A 20,773-nucleotide genomic window follows, 5' to 3' on the forward strand; every position below is an offset into this window, starting at 1 on the left:
GCTGGGGCAAGCGCGCGGGCACCATCGAGGTGGTCATTGGCGCGCCGATGTACGCCAACGGCACCGGGCCACGTGCCATTGCCGAGCTCAACGACCGCGCTGCGGCATGGAACGAGGCGACCCAGCGGTCCATGGGCTCGCTGCCACCGGTGGATGAAAAACCCCAGGAGCAGCTGGCTTGAGATTCTGTGGATAACTTGTTAGCAGTTTTTCCAGTCAATGCTCCAAGTCGTCGCTAAGTAACTGTATTTATTGTTAATTTCTTCGTATGACATTTTTCTTGAAAACGTGCATAAGTTTTTTCTAGGCATAAAAAAACCGGCTTTTACAGCCGGTTTTTTTATGGCATGTGGACAGCATCAGACCTTGTCGATATCCACATCCTTGGTCTCTTTCAAGCAGAAGATTCCTACCACCAGGCTGATCCCGGTGACCAACACCGGGTACCACAGCCCGTAGAAGATATCTCCCGTGTAAACCACCAGGGCGAACGACACGGTTGGCAGGAAGCCGCCGAACCAGCCGTTACCAATGTGGTAGGGCAGCGACATCGAGGTGTAGCGGATGCGGGTCGGGAACAGCTCGACCATTACTGCCGCCAGCGGTCCATAGGTCATGGTCGCGATCAGGATCATCGCCACGATCAGCACCACCACCATTACCTCGTTGACCTGCGCCGGATCAGCCTTGGCCGGGTAGCCAGCCTGTTCCACTGCGCTGCGCATGGCGGCTTCGTCGAAACCATTGATGGTCTTGTCACCAATGTTCACCACCACATCGCTGCCCGCCACGCTTACCGAGCTGTAGGGCAGGCCTTGCTTGACCAGGAAGGTCTTGACCTTGTCGCATGGGCTGTCGAAACGCGCCTTGCCGACCGGGTCAAACTGGAAGGTGCAGCTTTTCGGGTCGGCGGTGACCACGATCGGCGCCTGACGGCTGGCGGCGTCGATCTGCGGGTTGGCGTAATGGCTAAGCGCCTTGAACAGTGGGAAGTACAGTACCGTGGCCAGCAGCAGGCCAAGCATAAGGATAGGTTTGCGGCCGATACGGTCCGACAGCCAGCCGAAGAACACAAAGAACGGCGCACCGATTACCACGCTGATGATCAACAGGGTGTTGGCCTGGGCGGGGTCCATCTTCAACATCTGAGTCAGGAAGAACAGCACGTAGAACTGCGCCGTGTAGAAGGTCACGGCTTGCCCGGCGTTGATGCTGAACAGGGCGGTGAGCACTACTTTCAGGTTTGGCCAGGAGGTGAACGACTCACGGATCGGCGATTTGCTGATCTTGCCTTGGGCCTTCATTTTCACGAAGGCCGGCGACTCGTGCATGCTCATGCGGATCCAGGTGGAGATCGCCAGCAGGAAGATCGACAGCAGGAACGGCAGGCGCCAGCCCCAGGTTTCGAACTCATCACCGCTGATGTAGCGGCTGCCCAATACCACCAGCAGGGACAGCAGCAAACCAAGCGTGGCGGTGGACTGGATGAAACCGGTGTGGAAACCACGCTTGCCGTGCGGCGCATGCTCGGCCACGTAGGTGGCGGCACCACCATATTCACCGCCCAGCGCCAGCCCCTGCAGCATGCGCAGGACCACCAGGATGATCGGCGCGGCGATGCCGATGCTGGCGTAAGTCGGCAACAGGCCCACTGCAAAGGTGGACAGCCCCATCAGCACGATGGTGACCAGGAAGGTGTACTTGCGCCCGATCATGTCCCCCAGGCGCCCGAACACCAGCGCGCCGAACGGCCGTACCAGGAAGCCTGCAGCGAAGGCCATGAGGGCAAAGATGAAAGCGGTGGTGTCGTTCACGCCAGCGAAGAACTGCTTGCTGATGACCGCTGCCAGCGCGCCATAGAGAAAAAAGTCATACCACTCGAAAACCGTCCCGAGGGATGACGCGAAAATGATCTTGCGTTCTTCACGGCGGCTGGAGCTGCTGGCCGCCGCACCCTGTTCCTGGATGTAATCCGACATCGTTGCTGTCCTCGGCCCGCAGGCCACAGTGATTATTCTTGTTGTTCCACTGCCGGTGGCTTTCGACCGCAAGCTACCGCTATTGCACGCTCCCGGGTCAGGGGGTCGGTATCGCGTCTTCGTTCAAGTAGGTCTGGGTGGCAGCTCCTTTGAGGATCAACTGGGCCGCCTTCTCGGCGATCATCAGCGTGGGTGAACAGGTATTGCCCGAGGTGATCTGCGGCATGATCGAGGCGTCCGCCACACGTAGCCCGGGGATGCCACGCACGCGCAGCTGGTTATCCACAACATCCATTTCGCCATGGCCCATGCGGCAGGTACCAACGGGGTGGAATATGGTGGTGCCGATCTTGCCGGCGGCTTCGAACAGATCCTCCTCGGTGTGCAAGGCTGAACCCGGCAGATACTCCCTGGGATCAAAACGGGCGAGGGCAGGGGCCTGGACGATGCGCCGGGTCAGGCGGATGGCGTCAGCGGCGACGCGCAGGTCCTGCGGGTCGCTGAGGTAGTTGGGGTCGATCGATGGCGTGCTGTTCATGTCGGCGCTGCGGATATCGATGCGCCCGCGGCTGACCGGGCGCAGGTTGCACACCGATGCGGTAAAGGCCGGAAACTGATGCAGCGGCTCGCCAAAGCGCTCCAGCGACAGCGGCTGCACGTGATATTGCAGGTTGGCGGTGGCCTGCTCCGGACTGGAACGTGCGAAGGCACCCAGTTGGCTTGGCGCCATGGCCAGCGGGCCGCTGCGGTCATACAAGTAGCGCAAGCCCATGCCCATCTTGCCCCATAGGCTGTTGGCCATCTGGTTAAGGGTGCGGGTGTTGCGGATCTGGTAGATCAGCCGCAGTTGCAGGTGGTCCTGCAGGTTGCCACCAACGCCGGGCATGTCATGGCGTACGCCTATCCCCAGGCTTTCCAGCAGCTGGCGCGGGCCGATACCGGAGCGCTGCAGAATACCCGGCGAGCCCACGGCCCCCGCACAGAGAATGATCTCGCGACGCGCCGCAAACTCATGCCAGCTGCCTTGCCAGGATGCCTTCACAGCCCGGGCCCGGGTATTGTTCAGCAGCACCTGGTCGACCTGCACACCCGTCAGCACAGTCAGGTTGGGGCGCTGCGCGATAGGCCGCAGGAAAGCCTTGGAGGCATTCCAGCGCACACCGCTGCGCTGGTTGACCTGAAAGTATCCACAGCCCAGGTTGTCGCCGGTGTTGAAGTCATCGACCTTGGCAATGCCGCTTTGCTCGGCGGCATCGCGGAAGGCATCGAGGATCGGCCAGCTGTAGCGCTGCCGTTCGACCCGCCACTCGCCATCACCACCATGGTGCTCGCTGGCGCCCGCAAAGTGATTCTCGCTGGCCTTGAACAGCGGCAGCACATCGTTCCAGGCCCAGCCCTCATTGCCTTGCTCGGCCCAACGATCATAGTCGGCGGCCTGGCCGCGCATGTAGATCATGCCGTTGATCGACGAGCAGCCACCCAAGACCTTGCCGCGCGGGTAACCCAACGCACGGCCACCCAGGCCTGTTTGTGCCTCGGTCTTGAAGCACCAGTCGGTGCGTGGGTTGCCGATGCAGTACAGGTAACCGACGGGGATGTGGATCCAGGGATAGTTGTCGCGGCCACCCGCTTCCAGCAGCAGCACGCGGCAGGAAGGGTCGGCGGACAAACGATTGGCCAGCAGGCAACCGGCGGGACCGGCGCCCACAATTACGTAGTCGAAGACAGAATCGGCTGATGGCATGTGCAACCTCGGGCCTGTTTTTTATTCTTGTCCCGATCCATCTTAGTGAGTATTTTCGCAGGGGAAACACGAGATTTCGCGCAGCCGTTGTGCGTTTTAGCACAGTGGCAAGCTTGCACCGAACTGCCAAAAAGGATCAGCATGTTCGACTGGAACGATCTGCGGTTTTTCCTCGAGTTGCAGCGCAGTGGCCGCCTGCTCACTGCCGCCAAGCGTCTTAACACCACTCACAGTACCGTTGCCCGGCATATCGAGAGCATCGAGCAAAGCCTGGGCACTGCGCTGTTTGTGCAGCATGCCCAGGGCTACGAGTTGACGCCCTCCGGTCAGGCCCTGCTCAAGCACGCCGAAGCCATGGAGAACGTCGCCCTGCTGGCGCAGGAAGAAATCACCCAGGCCATCACCCCATTGGGCAAGATTCGCCTGGGGGTTACCGAAGGCATCGGCATCATGTTCTTCACCCCGCGCATGAATGCACTGTTCGAGCGCTACCCAGGCCTGGAGGTGGAGCTGGTGGCCGTGCCGCGCTTTGTCAGCATTCTCAACCGCGAGGCGGAGATCAGCATCCACCTGGAACGGCCCAACGCCGACCTGCTGATAACCCGCAAGCTCACCGACTATCGCCTGGCCCTTTACGCCAGCCAGGCCTACCTCGATCGCGCACCGCCACTGCGTACCCGCGAGGACCTGGCCCGGCACAGCTGGATCGGTTACGTCGACGACTTGCTGTTCAGCCAGGAGCTGCTGTTTCTCAACAGCTTTTGCCGGGCGCCCAACGTGGTGTTTCGCAGCACCAGCGTGATCGCCCAGCAAGCCGCCGCCCGCGCCGGCCTGGGCATCGCCGTGCTGCCCAACTACATGGCCCGCCACGACCCGACGCTGGTGCGCGTGCTACCCGGCGAAACCATCCAGCGCAGCTACTGGATCTGCACCCGCCGCGAACTGCACAAATCGGTGCGCCTGCGGGTGGTGTGGGACTACCTGTTGGCGCTGTGCGATGCAGAACAGAGCGAGCTGTTAGCCCAATAGCGCTTTGCCAGCCAGCAGCAGCGCGGCCACAAAACCTGCCACGGCAAACATCTGCTGCAGGCGCGGCCCGGCCAACCTGGCTGCCAGTGGCCGCGCCAGCAACAGGCCGGCTACCGCACCGACGGCGAACGGAGCGCCGACCTGCCAGTGCATCACCCCAGCCAGGCTGGCGCTGACCACACTGCCGGTAGAGACCAGGGCGATGACCGCCAGCGAGGTGGATACGATGCTGGCCATGCGCAGATTGGTGTAGCGATTGAGGGCCGGGATGATGACGAATCCTCCGCCGACACCGAGCAAGCCCGAAAGCAGCCCGGATAACCCGCCAGTGAACGCCAGAGCCCGCGCGCAGGGCAGGGTCCAGCGCAAACGGCCCTGCAACGGGTTCAGTACACAGGGTTCGATATAGCGGTGGGCGTCATTCGCTTCCCCGCGCAGCTCCCTGGCGGCCTTGCGCCAGATGCGCAGGCAGGCATAAATCAGTACTCCGGCGAACACCAGCTGCAAGGGTGTATTCGGCACACGGTGCGCCAGCATCAGCCCGAACGGCGCCGCTGCCACCCCCACCAGCGCAATGAACAGCGCCGCCCGGTAACGCACCAGACCCTGACGCAAGCCCAGCACCGCGCCAACCGCCGCGGCCATGCCGACCGCAAGAAGGCCGACCGGAGCGGCCTCGACCATCGACAGCCCCAGGCCGAACACCAGCAAAGGGACCGCAAGAATGCCACCACCGGCACCGGTCAGGGCCAATACAGCGCCGACGATCGCGCCCAGTCCGGCCCCCAGCAACTGATGCTCGATCACCGCCCACCCTCGGTTACCAGCGGCTGCGGCCGTGCCAGCCACTCACGGCCCTTGAGCATGGCTTGCCAGTACAACGGTGGCAGCGCCTGCGCCTTGAGCAGCCAGGCCAGGCGAGTCGGCTTGCGGCCATCCAGCAACCAGCCGGGAAAGCTTGGTGCCAGTTTGCCGCCATAGGTGAATTCGGCCAGCACGATCTTGCCGCGCTCGACGGTGAGCGGGCACGAGCCATAGCCATCGTATTGAGCCAGGGTAGGCAACCTGCCTAGCGCTACCAGGACGTTGTTTGCCACTACCGGTGCCTGCTTGCGAGCAGCTGCGGCAGTCTTGGCATTGCTGGTATTGGCAACATCCCCAAGTGCATGAACGTTGCTGAAGTTGCGATGCCGGAGCGTGTACGGGTCTACATCAACCCAGCCAGCGGTGTCGGCCAACGGGCTCTCGCGAATGAAATCCGGTGCCACCTGCGGCGGTACCACATGCAGCATGTCGAAGGCTTCGATGCAGGTTTCGCTGCTGCCATCGGCTAGCGTGCGGACAAAAGTGGCGCGCTTGTTCGGGCCGTCGACGGCGATCAGTCGGTGGCTGAACTTGAGGTCCACGGCGTACTTGTCGATGTACTTCATCAGTGCCGGCACGTAATCCGCCACACCGAACAGCACCGCGCCTGCATTGAAGAAGCTGGCTTTGACTGCACCCTGGTGGCCGTTACGCAGCCAGTGGTCGCAAGACAGGTACAAGGCCTTCTGCGGCGCGCCTGCGCATTTGATCGGCATGGGTGGCTGGCTGAACAGGGCGCGGCCCTGCTTGAGCTTCTGCACCAGTTCCCAGGTATAGGGCGCCAGGTCATAGCGATAATTGGAGGTCACGCCGTTACGCCCCAAGGTCTCGCTCAGCCCGTCAATGGCCGCCCAGTCAAGCTTGAGGCCGGGGCAGACCACCAGCTGCTCATAGCTGATGGCGCGGCCGTCTTCCAGCTTGACCAACTGAGCCGACGGGTCGAAGCACTGTACTCGCGCCTTGATCCAGCGCACACCACGCGGAATGGTCGAGGCCATGGTTCGGGCAGTGCTCGGCGCCTTGAACACACCGGCCCCGACCATGGTCCAGCCAGGCTGGTAGTAATGCACTTCGGCGGGGTCGATCAAGGCCACGTCCAGCGACGGGTCACGGCTGATCAGGCTGGAAGCGGTGGCGATACCGGCGGCACCGGCACCGACGATGACCACTTTGTGGTGGTCGGAATTGGCAGGGGACAACAAGGCAGGCATGGCGGTAAATCCTGGGATCTGGTTATGGGGCAGTACGCTCACAGCTTGTTCAGCGGGATTTTCAGGTAACGCACACCGTTCTCTTCCGGTGCCGGGAGTTGGCCGCTGCGCATGTTTACCTGCACCGAAGGCAAGATCAGCACGGGCATATCAAGGGTTTTGTCGCGAGCTTCACGCATGGCGACGAAGTGGTCCTCGTCGACGCCCTGATGGATGTGGATATTGCTGGCGCGCTGCTCGGCGACAGTGGTGACGTACTGCATGTCGCGGCCACCGGGCAGGTAGTCGTGGCACATGAAAAGCCGGGTCTGGTCGGGGAAGGCCAGCAGTCGGCGGATCGAGCGGTACAGGGTGCGCGCATCGGCCCCCGGGAAATCGCAGCGGGCGGTGCCGTAGTCGGGCATGAACAGGGTATCGCCAACGAACAGCGCAATTTCGCCGGCATCCTCGAACATGAAGCTCATACACGCAGGCGTATGCCCCGGGGTGTGCAGGGCTCGCGCGTGCAGGTTACCTATGCGGAAACCTTCCTCGTCTTCGAACAGCACATCGAACTGGCTACCATCGCGCGCGAATCCGGGCTCGGCATTGAACAAGGCACCGAACACTTTCTGCACTTGCTTGATGTGCGCACCTATGGCGGTATGGCCGCCGAGCTTTTCCTTGAGGTAGGCAGCTGCCGAGAGGTGGTCGGCGTGCACATGGGTTTCCAGCACCCATCGCACGGTGGCCTTCAGTTCTTCCACGCGCGCGATCAGGCGGTCCGCCGAGGCGGTGTTGGTGCGTCCGGATTTGGGGTCGTAATCCAGCACGCTGTCGATCAAAGCACACTGCCGGGTTTCACGGTCCATGACCAGGTAACTGATCGTCGAGGTCGCCGCATCGTAGAAGGCGTCCACGTGAATGTTGTTGCCTATGATCATTACGTTCTCCAATTTATCCGCCCCGCCTTTTCAGGCGCAGGCAGTGACAGGAGGTATATCAAGATGCGTGCCAGCGTTTTTTGAGGTTTGCACGCCAATGAAACCGAGCTTTGGCTGAACGCTGCCAGCGACGATGGCAGCCAGGCTGGCAGTCGACTGTCAGCCAATGGCAGTGTTTGGCAGTCCTTGTTACCCTGCGTCTGTCATCCAAACGGTGCCGTCATGCCAGAAGCCCATCCCCTCATCCTAGCTCTGGTTTCCTACCTTGAGCACGATGCCCTGCCAACTATCGTGCTGGACACCGACTACAACATCCTGGCGGCCAACGCTGCCTATCGCCGCCAGTTCGGTAGCCACGGCTTGGCTCCGCTGGGTGAGAAATGCCACAAGGTGTCCCACCACTACGCCGTGCCTTGCGACCAGGCGGGCGAGCATTGCCCGATGCGCAAGGCGTGGGACAGCAAGGTGCCGGAGCGGGTGTTGCACATTCATCACACGCCGCGCGGGCCTGAACATGTTGATGTTGAACTGCGTCCGATAATGGATGAGCAGGGCAGGGTGGTGGCGTTTGTCGAGCGCCTGACCACCATCACCCTTGCTGCGGCTCAGCCTCAGGAACAAGGGCTGGTCGGCCGGGCGCCAGCCTTCAAGGCTGCCCTGGCCAGCCTGCAGCGAGCGGCGCCAGCGCAGATCCCGGTATTGCTGCAAGGCGAGTCGGGTACCGGCAAGGAACTGTTCGCCCGCGCGGTGCACATGGGTAGCCCCAGGGCCAACGGTCCGCTGGTGGTAGTGGACTGCACCAGCCTCACCGAGTCGCTATTCGAAAGCGAGTTGTTCGGCTACGAGAAAGGCGCATTCACCGGCGCCAATCAGCGCAAGATCGGCCTGGCCGAAGCAGCCCACGGCGGCACCCTGTTCCTCGATGAAATTGGCGAAGTGCCGCTGGCGATGCAGGTGAAGCTGTTGCGCCTGATCGAGTCTGGCAGCTTCCGCCCGGTGGGGAGCCTGCGTACAGTGCACTCGGACTTCCGCCTGGTGTCGGCGACGCACAAACCGCTCCGGCAGATGGTCGCAGAGGGAAGCTTCCGCGAAGACCTGTATTACCGCATCAGTGGCTTCCCGATCCGCCTGCCGGCACTACGCGAGCGGGTTGAGGATTTGCCCTTGCTCGCGCAGAGCTTGCTGCAGCGTATGGCAGGCAAGGCGACAGCCAGACTTGGCGAAGCTGCGTTACAGCAGCTTGGGCTGCATCCGTTCCCGGGCAACATTCGCGAGCTGCGTAACATTCTGGAAAGGGCGCGGTTGTTTGCCGACGATGGGCTGATTCGGCCTGAGCACCTGCCGGAGGATGTCGGCCCGCCGAGCCAGATCCAAGCGGGCGGTCGCCGCAACAACCTGGGTGAGTTGGCGCAGGCGTTGGAACAGTTCAAAGGCTCGCGCAGCGAATTGGCCAGCCATCTTGGGTTGAGCGAGCGCACGCTCTATCGCCGGTTGAAGGCGCTCGGGGTGTCGTAGCCACCTTTACCGGACCTTTACTCAAGCCCTGACATTACGCGGCAAAAACCGTGGTCTCATCAGTTAACCGAACCCGGCACCCACACAGCTCCACCGGGCGTTAACATGCAGAGGACCCGCAAATGAAAAAAGCCCTAACCGTGATCTGCGCCGCGCTCCTGTTCAGCGCACCGCTGGCCAGTTTCGCGCAGCCAGGCCCTCCTGACCGGCATGACAACGGCCCATCGCACCAAGGCAACTCGCCGCATGCTCAGCCGCAGCACCAAGGCCGACATGACAATGGCCGTGGCCCCGCTTACCGCAACCCGAACTACAGACCGCAGCAAGGTATGCCGGTACCCCATCAGCAGTGGCAACGCGGCCATGTTGTGGACCCGCATTACCGTGGCGACCGTTACTGGGTGACGGACTGGAAAGCACGCCACCTGTATGCGCCGCCGCGTGATCACCGCTGGTTGTCTGTGAACGGCGACTATGTGCTGGTGGCAATCGCCAGTGGTGTAATCGTCAACATCCTTAGTGGTTACTGATTTCTCAGGCACTAAAAAGCCCGCATCAGCGGGCTTTTCAGTGGGTGCTGTCTACACCTGATCAGAAGTCCAGGTTCGACACCGACAGCGCGTTGCTTTCGATAAATTCACGACGCGGTTCGACTGCATCACCCATCAGGGTGTTGAAGATCTGGTCGGCGGCGATGGCATCTTCGATGGTGACCTTGAGCATGCGGCGGACGGTTGGGTCCATGGTGGTTTCCCACAGCTGATCAGGGTTCATCTCACCCAGCCCTTTGTATCGCTGGATAGTGTGGCGCTTGGTGGTTTCGTTCATCAGCCAGTCCAGGCCTTCCTTGAACTCGACAATCGCCTTGCGGCGTTCGCCGCGCTGCACATAGGCACCTTCACCCAGCAGGCTGGACAGCTTGGTACCGACGTTGACCACCGTGCGGTAGTCATTGCTGCCGAAGAAGTCGCGGTTGAACGTGATGTAGCTGGCCAGACCGTGCGAGGTAATCTCGACTTCCGGCAACCAGACATTGCGTTCCTTGTCTTCACGCAAGCTCGCCTTATACGCCAGGCCAGACTTCTGGCTGTTGTTCAAGCGCTCCTGGAATTTGCTCAACCAGGCCTGCATGGTCGCGTGATCGCCGAGCTGATCCAGGGTGACTTCCGGCAGGTAGATGAAGTGCTCGGTCAGCTCTTCCGGGTACAGGCGCGACAGGCGCTTGAGCGTCTTCATCACGCTGCGGAACTCGTTGACCAACGCCTCCAGCTGCACGCCGGAAACAGCTGGCGCAGACTCGTCCAGGTGCAGGCTGGCATCTTCGAGGGCCGACTGGGTCATGTATTCTTCCATGGCCTCGTCGTCCTTGATGTACTGCTCCTGCTTACCTTTTTTCACCTTGTACAGTGGCGGCTGGGCGATGTAGATGTAGCCGCGCTCGACCAGTTCCGGCAGCTGACGGAAGAAGAAGGTCAGCAGCAGGGTACGGATGTGCGAACCGTCGACGTCAGCATCGGTCATGATGATGATGTTGTGATAACGCAGCTTGTCGATGTTGTACTCTTCGCGGCCGATACCGCAGCCCAGCGCAGTGATCAGCGTGCCCACTTCCTGGGACGAGATCATCTTGTCAAAGCGCGCCTTCTCCACGTTGAGGATTTTGCCCTTCAACGGCAGGATCGCCTGAGTGCGACGGTTGCGGCCTTGCTTGGCCGAGCCACCTGCGGAATCACCCTCCACCAGGTACAGCTCGGACAGGGCAGGGTCCTTTTCCTGGCAGTCGGCCAGTTTGCCCGGCAAGCCGGCGATATCCAGCGCGCCTTTGCGGCGAGTCATTTCACGGGCTTTACGTGCAGCTTCACGGGCACGGGCAGCGTCGATCATCTTGCCAACGACGGCCTTGGCCTCGTTCGGGTTTTCCAGCAGGAAGTCGGAGAAATACTTGTTCATCTCCTGTTCCACGGCGGTTTTTACCTCCGAGGAAACCAGCTTGTCTTTGGTCTGCGAGCTGAACTTTGGGTCTGGAACCTTCACCGAAATGATCGCGGTCAGGCCTTCACGGGCATCGTCACCCGTAGTGGCTACCTTGTTCTTCTTGGCCAGGCCTTCCTGCTCGATGTAGTTGTTCAGGCTACGGGTCAGCGAAGAACGGAAGCCCACCAGGTGGGTGCCGCCGTCGCGCTGAGGAATGTTGTTGGTGAAGCACAGCAGGTTTTCGTTGAAGCTGTCGTTCCACTGCAGGGCGACTTCAACACCTACGCCATCCTCACGCTGGATGTTGAAGTGGAACACCTGGGAGTTGACTGGCGTCTTGTTGGTGTTCAGGTACTCGACGAATGCACGCAGCCCGCCTTCGTACTTGAAGAACTCTTCCTTGCCGCTGCGTTCATCCTTCAAAAGGATGCCGACACCCGAGTTGAGGAACGAGAGCTCACGAATACGCTTGGCCAGGATGTCCCAGCTGAAGTGAATATTCTTGAAGGTTTCAGCAGAAGGCTTGAAGTGGATGTGGGTACCGGTGGTTTCGCTTTCACCCACAACTGCCATGGGTGCCTGTGGAACACCGTGAACGTAGGTCTGCTCCCAGATCTTGCCGCTACGGCGAACGGTGAGTACCAGCTTCTCGGACAAGGCATTCACAACGGAAACACCTACACCGTGCAGACCGCCGGAGACCTTGTACGAGTTGTCGTCGAACTTACCGCCGGCGTGCAGCACGGTCATGATGACCTCGGCTGCAGAAACGCCTTCTTCTTTATGCACGTCGACCGGAATGCCGCGACCGTTGTCGCGAACACTGATGGATTCGTCCGTGTGGATGATGACGGTAATGTCATCGCAGTGACCGGCGAGGGCTTCGTCGATCGAGTTGTCGACCACCTCGAAGACCATGTGGTGCAGGCCGCTACCATCATCGGTGTCGCCAATGTACATGCCGGGACGCTTGCGCACGGCATCCAAACCTTTCAGCACCTTGATGCTGGAGGAATCGTACGTTTGATTTTCGCTCATGCCTTCACTCCCGATGGTCGTGGGTCTGGGTGATACGGCCTTGTTCCACGTGGAACAAAGCAACTGGCGTTTCCGTCTGCCAGCCTTCCCTCAGTAATTCTTGATCTACACAGGTGATGAACACCTGGCAGCGTAATTCTTCTAGCAAGCGGCATAGCGCGCGGCGGTGCTGGTCGTCCAGCTCGGACGGCAAGTCATCCACCAGATAAATACAGTGACCGCGGCGAGCCTGACTAACCAGGTGCCCTTGGGCAATACGCAAAGCGCACACCACCAGTTTTTGCTGACCACGCGACAGGATGTCGGCTGCGTTGTTGGCAGCCAGACGAAGACGCAGATCAGCACGCTGCGGACCGGCCTGGGTATGGCCCATCTGCTGATCGCGCAGGAGAGAGGAGGCGAGTACTTCTTGCAGTTCGCGGTCCTTGTCCCAGCCTCGGTAGTAGCTAAGGGTCAACCCGTCCAGCTCGACCAGTTCACTCAGGGTTTGCTCGAAGACAGGCTTCAAGGCCTTGATGTAGTTGCGGCGGTATTCATCTATTTCCGCGCTGGCCAGGCACAATTCCCGGTCCCAGGCGGCTTGCGAAGCTGGGTCAAGTGTACCATGACGCAACCATGAGTTCCGCTGCCGCAGCGCCTTCTGCAGGCGTTGCCATGCTGGCAGGAAACGAGGTTCCACGTGGAACACCCCCCAATCCAGAAACTGCCGGCGGATTTTCGGGGCACCTTCCAACAGCCGGAAACTGTCTGGGTTGATGAGCTGAAGCGGGAGCAATTCTGCAAGTTGCGCCGCGCTGCGCGCATTTTGCCCATCGATGCGAATAGTGAACTCCCCTTGCCGCTCCCTGGACACGCCCAGGTTGCTGGTGCCACCCTCGGCCAGCTGTACTTCGCCAAACACGGTACAGGCCGGCTGCTCATACTGAATGACAGGGTTCAGGCGAGTGCTGCGGAATGAGCGCGCCAGCCCGAGCAAGTGTACGGCCTCAAGCACGCTGGTCTTGCCGCTGCCGTTGGCGCCGTAAAGGATGTTGATACGGGGGGAGGGTAAGAGTGTCACCGGGTGCAGGTTGCGCACCGCGGTGACCATGATACGTCGAAGGGACATTTCGCCAGCTACGGTTACAGACGCATCGGCATGACAACGTAGGAAGAATCGTCGTTGCCAGCTTCCTGCAGCAGAGCGCTGCTGTTGGAATCAGACAGGATCAGACGAACTTGCTCGGTAGTCATCACGCCCAAAACGTCCAGCAGGTAGCTGACGTTAAAGCCGATTTCCAGCGAGCTACCTTCGTAGTCAACGCTGATTTCTTCTTCGGCTTCTTCCTGCTCGGGGTTGTTCGCCTGAATTTTCAGTTGGCCAGCAGCCAGCTGCAGACGGATGCCGCGGTACTTTTCGTTGGACAGGATCGCCGTACGGCTAAAGGCTTCACGCAGCGCCTGACGATCGCCCACCACCAGCTTGTCACCGCCCTTGGGCAGCACGCGCTCGTAGTCCGGGAACTTGCCGTCCACCAGCTTGGAGGTGAAGGTGAACTCGCCGGTAGTGGCGCGGATGTGGTGCTGTCCAAGCACAATGCTGACCATGCCTTCCGGGTCGGTCAGCAGGCGTGCCAGCTCCAGGATACCTTTGCGCGGCACGATCACCTGATGGCGATCATCTTGCTCGATAGGCGCGGTCATGGAGCACAGCGCCAGGCGGTGACCGTCGGTAGAGACCGCACGCAAGGTGTTGCGGGAAACCTCCAGCAGCATGCCGTTAAGGTAGTAGCGCACATCCTGCTGAGCCATGGCGAAGCTGGTGCGCTCGATCAGACGGCGCAGCTTGCTTTGCTCCAGGTTGCAGGTCAGCGAGCCAGGGCCTTCTTCCACGGTCGGGAAATCATTGGCGGGCAGGGTCGACAGGGTGAAACGGCTGCGGCCGGCCTTGACCAGCAGTTTCTGCTCGTCGACCTTGATATCGATCAGGGCGTCGTTCGGCAGGCTTTTGCAGATGTCCATCAGCTTGCGCGCCGGCACAGTGATTTCGCCAGGCTCGGCCGGCTCTTCCAGTTGCACGCGGCCTACCAGCTCGACTTCCAGGTCGGTACCGGTCAACGACAGTTGCTGGCCCTGTACGACCAGCAATACGTTGGACAGGACCGGCAAGGTCTGACGGCGCTCGACGACACCGGCGACCAGTTGCAGGGGTTTCAACAGGGCTTCGCGTTGAATGGTGAAATGCATGGTCTAGTCCCTTGCCTTCAATTAGCTGCGCAGACGGCCATCAGGTCGTCAGCGTCCGCAGCAGGTTCTTGTAGTCCTCGCGGATGTCCGCGTCGGATTCCTTCAGTTCGTTGATTTTGCGGCACGCGTGCAGCACGGTCGTATGGTCGCGACCACCGAACATGTCGCCGATTTCCGGCAGACTGTGGTTGGTCAGCTCCTTGGACAGGGCCATTGCCACCTGGCGTGGGCGCGCGACAGATCGCGAACGCCGCTTGGACAACAGATCGGAGATCTTGATCTTGTAGTACTCGGCCACCGTCCGCTGGATGTTATCCACACTCACCAGCTTGTCCTGCAGCGCCAACAAGTCCTTCAGCGACTCACGGATCAGCTCGATGGTGATGTCGCGGCCCATGAAGTGCGAGTGGGCAATCACCCGCTTCAGTGCACCTTCCAGCTCACGGACGTTGGAGCGGATGCGCTGGGCGATGAAGAAGGCTGCATCGTGTGGCAGCTCGACCTTGGCCTGATCGGCCTTCTTCATCAGGATGGCAACCCGGGTTTCCAGCTCCGGCGGCTCGACCGCCACCGTCAGACCCCAACCAAAGCGCGACTTCAGGCGCTCTTCGAGGCCTTCGATCTCTTTCGGATAACGGTCAGACGTGAGGATTACCTGCTGGCCACCCTCAAGCAAGGCGTTGAAGGTGTGGAAAAACTCTTCCTGCGAGCGCTCTTTGCGGGCAAAGAACTGGATGTCGTCGATCAGCAGCGCATCCACCGACCGATAGAAGCGCTTGAATTCGTTGATGGCGTTGAGTTGCAGCGCCTTGACCATATCCGCAACGAAGCGCTCCGAATGCAGGTACACAACCTTGGCGTTCGGGTTTTTCTTCAGCAGGTGGTTACCCACAGCATGCATGAGGTGGGTTTTACCCAGACCCACACCACCATAAAGGAACAGCGGGTTGTAGCCGTGCTTGGGGTTATCGGCGACCTGCCAGGCGGCCGCGCGGGCCAACTGGTTCGATTTACCTTCGACGAACGTGTCGAAGGTAAAGGTACGGTTCAGGTAGCTGGTGTGCTTGAGGGCACCTTCAACCTGGACAGTGCGCTGTTCGGTGCGGGTATTGGCGGCTGGCGCAGAAACGGGCTCGGCCATGGCATCGAAGCTGTTACGCGAAGACGGCAACGCCTGCTCATCGACCAACACGGGCTCGGCAGACGTTGCAATGACAGGCTCGACTGCGGCAACTGCAGGCGCAGCCTTCTGCGTCTGGGTTTGCGCCAGCGAGGCAGCCACCGCAGCACTGACCGGCGCATTGGGTGCGGCCCGGGGTGCAGAACTGCGACGGCTACCGATCAACAAGGACAGGGCAGGCGCAATCCCGCTACCGTTTTCACCCAACAGCTCGAGCAAGCGACCCAGGTACTTTTCATTGACCCAATCGAGAACGAAACGGTTAGGCGCATAGACGCGCAACTCGTCGCCTTCGGCTTCGACCTGTAGCGGACGGATCCAGGTGTTGAATTGCTGGGCAGGCAGTTCATCGCGCAGAAGCTCCACGCACTGCTGCCAAAGTTCCACTGACACGGATATCCCCTGAGTTTGAAAGCCGGATGAGGCAAAAACAAACCGCCATTGTACCGGTCGAGCCGTCAGTTATCCACATGTGGACACGTTAGCAGTCATGACAAAACAGCCATTTATCGACGAAAACGGCTTATCGTCATTGTGCATAAGCTCTGTGGATAACCACCCATGAGGGCTATGCACAACCCCGAGCCGAGCTCTGTGGATAAAACCACTGTGGATAAAGCCCGTTTTAATCCACAGGTTGCGCCCATGAACGGAACAGGCGCAGCACCGGATGGCCACACAGTTGTAAAACTCTGTACACCACGTAAACCGTGACCTGAAAGAGGTTATCCACAGAAGGTTATCCACGTAAGATTTATAAGTTATTCAGAAAAGCTTTTTATATCTCTCTTCTTTTTTTCTCATGTTGTCCCTGATTCGCGTGTCCGATCAAGCACCCTGGGCAAGGACCGAGAAAAAGCACCGTCCATCACACGCCCTATAGGGAAAGGCTGGTTGGAAATTGACCTACGGGCTTGCTTTCTCTAGAATCGCCGGTCTCTTAAAAAGGGGGCCATCCCGGCCCGTCGTCGACAAACCCAGGTAACACGCCATGAAACGTACTTTCCAACCAAGCACCATCAAGCGCGCTCGCACCCACGGCTTCCGTGCCCGTATGGCTACCAAGAACGGCCGTGCTGTTCTGTCGCGTCGTCGTGCCAAAGGCCGTAAGCGTCTGGCCATTTGATTTTTCGGCACAGGTGGTGAGTCAGGACTTCAGTCGGGAAAAGCGACTGCTTACACCCCGACATTTCAAAGCGGTCTTCGACTCCCCAACCGGCAAGGTTCCAGGGAAAAACCTGCTGATCCTTGCTCGCGAGAACGGCCTCGATCATCCACGCCTCGGCCTGGTAATCGGCAAGAAGAGCGTCAAGCTCGCCGTTCAACGCAATCGCCTCAAGCGCTTGATGCGCGATTCCTTTCGCCTGAACCAGCACCTGCTTGCCGGTTTGGACATTGTGATCGTCGCGCGCAAGGGATTGGGTGAGGTAGAAAACCCGGAATTGCACCAACATTTTGGCAAGCTCTGGAAACGCCTGGCGCGCAGCCGGCCAACACCAGCAGTCACCGCCAATTCCGCAGGGGTAGACAGCCAAGATGCGTAAACTGGCACTCGTTCCGATCCAGTTTTACCGTTATGCCATTAGTCCTCTGATGGCCAGTCACTGTCGTTTCTTCCCCAGTTGCTCCTGTTACGCTTACGAAGCCATCGAAAACCATGGCCTCTGGCGTGGTGGGTGGCTGGCCGTTCGTCGCCTGGGGCGTTGTCATCCGTGGAATCACGGCGGTTTCGACCCCGTTCCACCCGCTCCTTCCTCCCGAACTTCTTCGATAGCCGAGTAATCATGGATATTAAACGCACGATCCTGATCGCCGCGCTGGCAGTCGTGTCCTACGTCATGGTCCTGAAGTGGAACGATGACTACGGCCAGGCTGCCCTGCCGACTCAGAATACTGCTGCCAGCACTGTTGCTCCGGGCTTGCCCGATGGCGTGCCGGCCGGTAACAACGGTGCCAGCGCCGATGTACCGAGCGCCAACGCCGAATCGAGCCCTGCCGAACTGGCACCGGTAGCACTCAGCAAGGACCTGATCCGAGTCAAGACCGACGTTCTGGAACTGGCTATCGATCCAGTCGGTGGTGACATCGTCCAGTTGAACCTGCCGAAATACCCACGTCGTCAAGACCACCCGAACATTCCATTCCAGTTGTTCGACAACGGTGGTGAGCGTGTCTACCTGGCACAAAGCGGCCTGACCGGCGCCAACGGCCCGGATGCCCGCGCCAGCGGCCGCCCGCTGTATGCGGCCGAACAGAAGAGCTACCAGCTGGCCGACGGCCAGGAACAACTGGTGGTCGACCTGAAGTTCAGTGACAACGGCGTAAACTACATCAAGCGCTTCAGCTTCAAGCGCGGTGAATACGACCTGAATGTCAGCTACCTGATCGACAACCAGAGCAACCAGGCCTGGAGCGGCAACATGTTTGCCCAGCTCAAGCGTGACGCCAGCGGCGACCCGTCCTCGAGCACTGCCACCGGTACCGCAACCTACCTGGGCGCAGCCCTGTGGACAGCTTCCGAGCCTTACAAAAAGGTCTCGATGAAGGACATCGACAAAGGTAGTTTGAAAGAAAATGTGTCCGGCGGCTGGGTAGCATGGCTGCAACACTACTTCGTGACCGCCTGGATTCCGGAAAAGTCGGACAACAACGTTGTCCAGACCCGCAAGGACAGCCAGGGTAACTACATCATCGGCTACACCGGCCCCGCCCTCAGCGTGCCTGCAGGTGGCAAGGTCGAGACCAGCGCCATGCTGTATGCCGGTCCGAAGATCCAGTCCAAGCTCAAAGAGTTGTCCCCAGGCCTGGAACTGACCGTCGACTACGGCTTCCTGTGGTTTATTGCCCAGCCGATCTTCTGGTTGCTGCAACATATCCACAGCCTGCTGGGTAACTGGGGCTGGTCGATCATCGTGCTGACCATGCTGATCAAAGGCCTGTTCTTCCCGCTGTCGGCTGCCAGCTACCGTTCGATGGCGCGCATGCGTGCCGTGGCACCGAAGCTTGCCGCGCTGAAAGAACGCTTCGGTGACGATCGCCAGAAGATGTCCCAGGCGATGATGGAGCTGTACAAGAAAGAGAAGATCAACCCGCTGGGCGGCTGCCTGCCGATCCTGGTGCAGATGCCGGTGTTCCTGGCCCTGTACTGGGTACTGCTGGAAAGCGTCGAGATGCGCCAGGCCCCATGGATGCTGTGGATCACCGACCTGTCGATCAAGGATCCGTTCTTCATCCTGCCGATCATCATGGGCGCCACCATGTTCATCCAGCAGCGCCTGAACCCGACGCCGCCGGATCCGATGCAAGCCAAGGTGATGAAAATGATGCCTATCATCTTCACCTTCTTCTTCCTGTGGTTCCCGGCTGGTCTGGTGCTGTACTGGGTTGTGAACAACTGCCTGTCGATTTCGCAGCAGTGGTACATCACTCGCCGTATCGAAGCAGCTACCAAAAAAGCTGCTGCCTGACGGGCTAGTGCGCTAGCCTGTGAATAAAAAACGCCCCCTAGTGGGGCGTTTTTGCTATCTGTCGTTTTTGTCGTAGAGGCTTTCGAGCATGAACACTGTGCGTGAAACCATCGCTGCCATCGCAACCGCTCAGGGCCGCGGCGGGGTGGGTATAGTCAGGTTGTCCGGCCCTCTGGCTGCCAGCGCGGGCCAGTTGATCACCGGCCGTACGCTTACCCCGCGCCATGCCCATTACGGCCCGTTCCGCGACGAGCAAGGGCTTGTGCTGGACGAGGGCATTGCGCTGTTCTTCCCCGGGCCTAACTCGTTCACCGGCGAAGATGTGCTGGAACTGCAGGGCCACGGCGGCCCGGTAGTAATGGATATGCTGCTGCAGCGCTGTGTACAAGTTGGCTGCCGGCTGGCGCGCCCAGGCGAATTCAGCGAACGCGCGTTCCTCAATGACAAGCTCGACCTCGCCCAGGCCGAAGCCATTGCCGACCTGATCGAGGCCAGCTCCAGCCAGGCGGCGCGCAATGCGCTGCGCTCGCTGCAGGGGGAATTCTCGAAACGTGTGCACAGCCTGACCGAGGCGTTGATTGCCCTGCGCATCTACGTCGAGGCTGCGATCGACTTTCCCGAGGAAGAGATCGACTTCCTTGCCGATGGCCATGTGCTGTCGATGCTCGATGCGGTGCGCGGCGAGTTGTCCACCGTCCAGCGCGAGGCCGGGCAGGGCGCCTTGTTGCGCGATGGCATGACCGTGGTTATCGCCGGCCGGCCGAATGCGGGCAAGTCCAGTCTCTTGAACCAGTTGGCCGGGCGCGAAGCGGCCATTGTGACCGATATCGCCGGCACCACCCGGGACATCCTGCGCGAACATATCCACATCGACGGCATGCCGCTGCATGTGGTCGATACTGCCGGTTTGCGCGATACCGATGACCATGTGGAAAAGATCGGCGTGGAACGCGCCTTGAAGGCCATTGGCGAGGCAGACCGCGTGCTGTTGGTGGTCGACTCGACCGCACCGGAGGCCAGCGACCCGTTTGCCCTGTGGCCCGAGTTTCTCGACCAGCGGCCAGACCCGGCCAAGGTCACGCTGATCCGCAACAAGGCTGACCTCAGTGGCGAGCAGGTAGCGCTGGAACTCTGCGATGACGGCCACGTGACGATTACCCTCAGCGCCAAAGCGGACGACGCAGGGCTGCAGCTACTGCGTGATCACCTCAAGGCCTGCATGGGCTACGAACAGACTGCAGAGAGTGGATTCAGCGCCCGCAGGCGCCATCTTGACGCCTTGCGCCAGGCCAGTGGGCACCTGGAGCATGGCCGTGCACAACTGACCCTGGCGGGCGCTGGCGAGCTGCTGGCCGAGGACCTGCGCCAGGCACAACATGCCTTGGGTGAAATTACCGGGGCATTCAGCTCCGACGACCTGCTGGGTCGGATTTTCTCCAGTTTTTGTATCGGTAAGTAATCCACAACCCCGCAAAACCATCAGCCGCTCCCGGAGGAGCGGCTAATGAGATGGTCACCCCGACACCCTGCGAGGGCTACGCTTTCGCAGGGTGTTTTCATTCTGGAGGCCATCATCATGAGCGATTTGGCACTGGTCGGTATCGACCTCGGCAAACACACATT

Annotated in this window: 17 protein-coding genes and 1 pseudogene; 9 read left to right on the top strand and 9 right to left on the bottom strand. The window is 60.3% G+C overall.

Features of this window, described 5'->3' with window-relative positions; all coding sequences use genetic code 11:
* Positions 1–182, top strand: a pseudogene (locus tag HP547_RS13025) (1-acyl-sn-glycerol-3-phosphate acyltransferase); the annotation flags it as partial.
* 177 nt (positions 183–359) lie between these two features.
* Here HP547_RS13025 and HP547_RS13030 read toward each other — a convergent pair.
* Complete coding sequence (locus HP547_RS13030) at positions 360–1,979, bottom strand: MFS transporter (RefSeq protein ID WP_172228408.1); 1,620 nt, start codon at positions 1,977–1,979, stop codon at positions 360–362.
* Between the two features lie 97 nt (positions 1,980–2,076).
* Positions 2,077–3,723 (bottom strand): GMC family oxidoreductase, encoded by a 1,647-nt coding sequence (locus tag HP547_RS13035; RefSeq protein WP_172286498.1) that lies wholly within the window; start codon positions 3,721–3,723, stop codon positions 2,077–2,079.
* Positions 3,724–3,864: 141 nt separating this feature from the next.
* Between HP547_RS13035 and HP547_RS13040 the strand changes: the two genes are divergently transcribed.
* Complete coding sequence (locus tag HP547_RS13040) at positions 3,865–4,752, top strand: LysR family transcriptional regulator (RefSeq protein WP_172286499.1); 888 nt, start codon at positions 3,865–3,867, stop codon at positions 4,750–4,752.
* Here HP547_RS13040 and HP547_RS13045 read toward each other — a convergent pair.
* The 3 genes from HP547_RS13045 to HP547_RS13055 are packed head-to-tail and all read right to left on the bottom strand — an operon-like array spanning position 4,741 to position 7,750.
* Positions 4,741–5,559 (bottom strand): TSUP family transporter, encoded by an 819-nt coding sequence (locus tag HP547_RS13045; protein ID WP_172286500.1) that lies wholly within the window; start codon positions 5,557–5,559, stop codon positions 4,741–4,743. The two genes, HP547_RS13040 and HP547_RS13045, sit on opposite strands and share 12 nt — an antisense overlap.
* Positions 5,556–6,827 carry an FAD/NAD(P)-binding oxidoreductase gene (locus HP547_RS13050; protein ID WP_172228416.1) on the bottom strand — a complete coding sequence of 424 codons (1,272 nt, stop codon included), beginning with the start codon at positions 6,825–6,827 and terminating at the stop codon, positions 5,556–5,558. The genes HP547_RS13045 and HP547_RS13050 overlap by 4 nt, the downstream gene beginning before the upstream one ends.
* Before the next feature lie 38 nt (positions 6,828–6,865).
* Positions 6,866–7,750, bottom strand: coding sequence for an MBL fold metallo-hydrolase (locus HP547_RS13055; protein ID WP_172228418.1), 885 nt, complete (start codon positions 7,748–7,750; stop codon positions 6,866–6,868).
* 222 nt (positions 7,751–7,972) lie between these two features.
* Here HP547_RS13055 and HP547_RS13060 point away from each other — a divergent pair, with 222 nt between their 5' ends.
* Both HP547_RS13060 and HP547_RS13065 read left to right on the top strand, forming a co-directional pair.
* Positions 7,973–9,265 carry a sigma-54-dependent Fis family transcriptional regulator gene (locus HP547_RS13060; RefSeq protein WP_172286501.1) on the top strand — a complete coding sequence of 431 codons (1,293 nt, stop codon included), beginning with the start codon at positions 7,973–7,975 and terminating at the stop codon, positions 9,263–9,265.
* Positions 9,266–9,387: 122 nt separating this feature from the next.
* On the top strand, positions 9,388–9,795 hold the full coding sequence (locus HP547_RS13065; RefSeq protein WP_172228422.1) for an RcnB family protein: 408 nt from the start codon (positions 9,388–9,390) through the stop codon (positions 9,793–9,795).
* Positions 9,796–9,856: 61 nt separating this feature from the next.
* On the opposite strand, the gene gyrB is transcribed toward HP547_RS13065, so the two are convergent.
* From gyrB to dnaA, 4 genes are read right to left on the bottom strand one after another with little or no spacing between them, the layout of a single operon-like run.
* Positions 9,857–12,277: a DNA topoisomerase (ATP-hydrolyzing) subunit B gene (gene gyrB / locus HP547_RS13070; RefSeq protein WP_172286502.1), complete on the bottom strand. Its 2,421-nt coding sequence runs from the start codon at positions 12,275–12,277 to the stop codon at positions 9,857–9,859.
* A gap of 4 nt (positions 12,278–12,281) precedes the next feature.
* The gene (recF, locus tag HP547_RS13075) at positions 12,282–13,385 is read right to left on the bottom strand and encodes a DNA replication/repair protein RecF (RefSeq protein WP_172225088.1); all 1,104 of its coding nucleotides are present in this window, start codon (positions 13,383–13,385) and stop codon (positions 12,282–12,284) included.
* Between the two features lie 14 nt (positions 13,386–13,399).
* Complete coding sequence (gene dnaN, locus HP547_RS13080; protein ID WP_016712777.1) at positions 13,400–14,503, bottom strand: DNA polymerase III subunit beta; 1,104 nt, start codon at positions 14,501–14,503, stop codon at positions 13,400–13,402.
* A gap of 40 nt (positions 14,504–14,543) precedes the next feature.
* Positions 14,544–16,076, bottom strand: a complete 1,533-nt coding sequence (gene dnaA, locus HP547_RS13085; RefSeq protein ID WP_172225091.1) for a chromosomal replication initiator protein DnaA — start codon at positions 16,074–16,076, stop codon at positions 14,544–14,546.
* 598 nt (positions 16,077–16,674) lie between these two features.
* Between dnaA and rpmH the strand changes: the two genes are divergently transcribed.
* The 5 genes from rpmH to mnmE all read left to right on the top strand — a co-directional run bounded on the left by rpmH (position 16,675) and on the right by mnmE (position 20,609).
* A complete protein-coding gene (gene rpmH, locus HP547_RS13090; protein WP_003253163.1) occupies positions 16,675–16,809 on the top strand; it encodes a 50S ribosomal protein L34 in 135 nt (44 codons plus the stop codon).
* 13 nt (positions 16,810–16,822) lie between these two features.
* Positions 16,823–17,227, top strand: a complete 405-nt coding sequence (gene rnpA / locus HP547_RS13095; protein ID WP_172225124.1) for a ribonuclease P protein component — start codon at positions 16,823–16,825, stop codon at positions 17,225–17,227.
* The gene (gene yidD, locus HP547_RS13100; protein ID WP_172225094.1) at positions 17,220–17,465 is read left to right on the top strand and encodes a membrane protein insertion efficiency factor YidD; all 246 of its coding nucleotides are present in this window, start codon (positions 17,220–17,222) and stop codon (positions 17,463–17,465) included. Before rnpA ends, yidD begins: the two co-directional genes overlap by 8 nt.
* A 2-nt stretch (positions 17,466–17,467) precedes the next feature.
* Positions 17,468–19,150 (top strand): membrane protein insertase YidC, encoded by a 1,683-nt coding sequence (yidC, locus tag HP547_RS13105; RefSeq protein ID WP_172225097.1) that lies wholly within the window; start codon positions 17,468–17,470, stop codon positions 19,148–19,150.
* An 88-nt stretch (positions 19,151–19,238) separates the two neighbouring features.
* Positions 19,239–20,609: a tRNA uridine-5-carboxymethylaminomethyl(34) synthesis GTPase MnmE gene (gene mnmE / locus HP547_RS13110; RefSeq protein WP_172286503.1), complete on the top strand. Its 1,371-nt coding sequence runs from the start codon at positions 19,239–19,241 to the stop codon at positions 20,607–20,609.
* The last annotated feature ends 164 nt before the right edge of the window (positions 20,610–20,773 follow it).

The organism is Pseudomonas sp. CM27, assembly GCF_013179515.1.
Lineage (GTDB): Bacteria > Pseudomonadota > Gammaproteobacteria > Pseudomonadales > Pseudomonadaceae > Aquipseudomonas.